This window comes from Bradyrhizobium sp. (assembly GCF_049512235.1).
Lineage (GTDB): Bacteria > Pseudomonadota > Alphaproteobacteria > Rhizobiales > Xanthobacteraceae > Bradyrhizobium.
Genome location: NZ_JBEKXH010000610.1, coordinates 1 through 3,488, shown reverse-complemented (window position 1 = coordinate 3,488; position 3,488 = coordinate 1). Strand labels below are relative to the sequence as shown.

The 3,488-nt window shown below is 66.5% G+C and carries 2 protein-coding genes; both read left to right on the top strand.

Translation table 11 applies throughout. The annotated features are described in order from the left end of the window. A partial coding sequence (locus ABSG20_RS32665) for an MBG domain-containing protein (protein WP_423868576.1) occupies positions 1-1,532 on the top strand: 1,532 nt, incomplete at its 5' end. Further along, positions 1,532-3,358: a two-partner secretion domain-containing protein gene (locus ABSG20_RS32660; RefSeq protein WP_423868575.1), complete on the top strand. Its 1,827-nt coding sequence runs from the start codon at positions 1,532-1,534 to the stop codon at positions 3,356-3,358. The genes ABSG20_RS32665 and ABSG20_RS32660, both read left to right, overlap by 1 nt. Positions 3,359-3,488 lie beyond the last annotated feature (130 nt).

Genomic DNA, 3,488 nt, shown 5'->3' with positions numbered 1-3,488 from the left:
CCTTCACCACGAGCGGGCTTTTGAACAGCGATAGCGTGACGGCCGCGACGCTGACCAGCGCCGGTTCGGTCGCCACGGCCGGCGTCGCCGGCGGGCCCTATGCGATCACGCCTTCCTTAGCGGCAGGCACGGGCCTTTCGAATTACACGATCAGCTATGTCAACGGCCAACTGACCGTCACTCCGGCGCCGGTCAACGTCACCGCGGTTAGCAGTTCCTCGACCTACGGATCGTTGCCGGCAAACGCGGGTCTGTCCGCGACGGGTCTGCAGAACGGGCAAAGCGTCAGCGTGCTGACCGGGCTCAGCAATTCGTTCGGCATCAGCAACACCAGCAACGCCGGCAACCACACGCTTGACGTCACGGGCGCGCTGACCAATTCCAACTACACCGTCGCCAGCATTAATACCGGCAGCTGGACCGTCAATTCTGCTTCCGTCACCGTGACGGCGCTCGGCGGTTCCTCGAGCTATGGATCGTCGCCGGCCAATCCTGGATTATCGGCGACCGGCCTGCAAAACGGCCAGGACGCCGGTGTGCTGACCGGGCTCCGCAACTCGTTCGGCATCAGCGGTACCAGCACGGCCGGCAGCTACATCATGGAAGTGGCGGGGTCGCTCACCAATCCCAACTATACCGTCGCCAGCACCAACACCGGAAGCTGGACCGTCAATGCTGTTGGTGGCCCGCCGCTTTCGGGCTCCCCGAGCGACGGTTCGTCGCGTTTCATCCCGGGCCCGTCGGCTCGACCGCCCGAACTGGATTCCGGCGCGCTGAACGGACTGGGCAACCCGTCCGCTGCCATCAACATCAGTCTCGGCAATCCAATTGCTGATAGTCCCGCCCCAGCCACGCATCCGGCTCGCGACGCCGCAACTCCGGCCGCGAGCCCGAGCCCTGCCGCGAGCCCGAGCCCGATGCCGATCAGCATCCCGCCCAGGCCGCCGCTGGCGACTCCGCCGCCCGAACCATTGCCCGCCGTCGCGGCGACAACCCTTCCGGTAGCGAATATGGATTGCCCTGATAACCCGGGTAGGCAAGTCCCGAACTGCGACGTGGCGCCCCCGCCCGAGAAGGTCGTGCTCCCGCCCGAGGTGGTGGCGGCCCCGCCCAAGAAGCTGGCGGCCCCGATCATTGCTTCGCCGCACGATCACGAAGCGCTTCTTGAAGACATGCATCCCAAGCCCGCCGGCTCTGGAATTTTCAGGGCTGTTCCGCGCGCGGTGGTGACGGCCGCAAGCCTTACGGTCGTGTCCGCACTTTTGATCAAGCTGCTGGGCGACGGCACCGTCATCAATGGGCTGCTTTCCGTATTGCTGGCCTGGCGCTTATTGAAGCGTATGGGTGCGACGATACGACGGAAGTGGCGCGGCGAGAAGGATCGGCCGCCTTCGAATGGCAATCGCGCGCCCGACTTGCGCGCCGACCAAAATGCAGCGGGGGCTTTGCGCGGGCTGAGCTGGACTGCAGCCCGCAAGGTCGGGCGCAGCCCGTCGGCCTCGGAGGCCGATCTCATGCCCTCGGTGTCTTGATGCGTGAGCGCTTCACCATAGAGCGATCGCTGACGCTGGCCGGCCTCATGGTGGCGATGCCGGCGGCAGTCCAGGCGCAGGCGGTGCTGCCGCAGGGCGGCGGCGTGGTGTCCGGTCAGGCCAGCATCGCTGCGCCCTCCGCCAATGCGCTGACCATCACCCAGAATTCGTCCAAGGCGATCATCGAGTGGAGCGGTTTTTCGGTCGGGCAGGGCGGCAGCGTCAACTTCATCCAGCCCAATACGTCCTCGGCGATCCTCAATCGCGTCACCGGATCGACCTCCTCGACGATTGCCGGTGCCATCACCGGCAACGGTCAGGTGTTCCTGGTCAACCCCAACGGCATCGCCATCACCTCGACCGGCACGGTGCAGGTTGGCGGCGGTTTTATCGCCTCAACGCTCGACATCGGCAATGCCGACTTCAATTCGGGCAATCTGAGTTTCGTGGGCAAAGGCGCCTCCGCAAGCATCAGCAATGCCGGCACGATCTCCAGTGCGCCCCACGGTTTTGTTGGCCTGATCGGCGGCACCGTGTCGAATTCCGGCACCATCAGCGTGCCGCTCGGCCGGGTTGGCCTCGGCTCCGGCGAGCAGGCGACGCTCGATCCGACCGGCGACGGGTTTTTGCAGGTTGCGGTGCCGACCGGCGCGGTTGCGGCCGATGGCCGCGCGCTGATCGATGTTTCAGGCCGCGTCAAGGCCGCCGGCGGAAGTATCGAGATCGAGGCAGCGACCGCGCAGCAGGCGGTGCGCGAGGCCGTCAATATTTCCGGCGCGCTGTCGGCGCGATCGGTGTCCGGCCGCAGCGGCAGCATCGTGCTCGATGGCGGCGCCGGCGGCAATGTCGTGGTTTCCGGCAAGCTGTCGGCGACCGGCAGGCGCCACGCCGGCGGCATGATCATGGTGACCGGCAGCAATGTCGGGCTCGCATCCAGCGCGAGGCTGGACGGCGGCGGCACCATCACCGCCAACTCGTTCGGATTCATTGACAGCGGCAGCTACACCCTGGGTGTTGGCACGCTGATCAATCCCACCTACACCATCGCATTCGTTGCTCCCATCTGCACGGTCGCTCTCCTGCACGGCGGGCTGACCCGTGGATCGTCGCCGTCAATACCGGGCATGTCGATCGGACCCCCGCCAACCAACGCCGGCACCGGCGCATTGAACGGACTTGCCGGCGCGTTCACCAAGGTCAACATCGGGAACTATGGAAGCGCGGGGTGGAGCGGCCGCGCAGCTGCGCCCGCCAGAACCAACCCCAGCCTGCCGGTCGCCGGCACCAAAGCCGGGTCCGATGCCGGCACCAGCGCCGGCGTTCTTGCGGCGGCTCCGCTCCCGGTCAGCGTCGATGCACCCGCAAACACGCCGGTTGCCGATGCTTCGGCCAACATCGCAGCGCCCCTCCCGGGCCTGAACGATTTTGTGCTTCCGCAGCCCAATCGCGACGCGCCCGTTGAAGCGGTTAATCGGGAATCTGCCGAAGTGGCGCCTTCCCCGGGGGGTCTGGGCGCGGCAATGATGATCGCATTGGCTGCGACGGGCCTCGTACTTATCGCGGTAATTGCCGGCTGGCTGCTGCGCGGCAGCGCTTGGCTCAGCGGGTTTCTGGCATCGATGCTGCTGTGGCGTCGATTCGTGAAGCGGCCGCGACGGCGCGACCAGGCGGAGCAGACGCCTTCAGATCCCGATCGGGTGTTCGAGGACTCCTGGGAAGACCTGCAAGCGGCCAGCCTCGCGATCGAGCTCGGGCGCGGGTACACGGACGTGCCGGGCGTCCGGCAGGGCCGGCGTGCCGGCATCGACACATCGGCGGTGATCTGATGTGCGGACCATCGAAAATCGAGCTAGACGGGCGATTCCGTGGAACCTATCGCTTCAGGCCAGGGGCGTTGTCCTCTCACTCCCTCTCCCGCTCTTCGCGGGGGAGGGTGGGGTGGGGGCGCTACTCGGG

Excerpts from the sequence above, each read along its gene's own strand:
- ABSG20_RS32660 (WP_423868575.1), top strand. The coding sequence starts at position 1,532 with ATGCGTGAGCGCTTCACCATAGAGCGATCGCTGACGCTGGCCGGCCTC.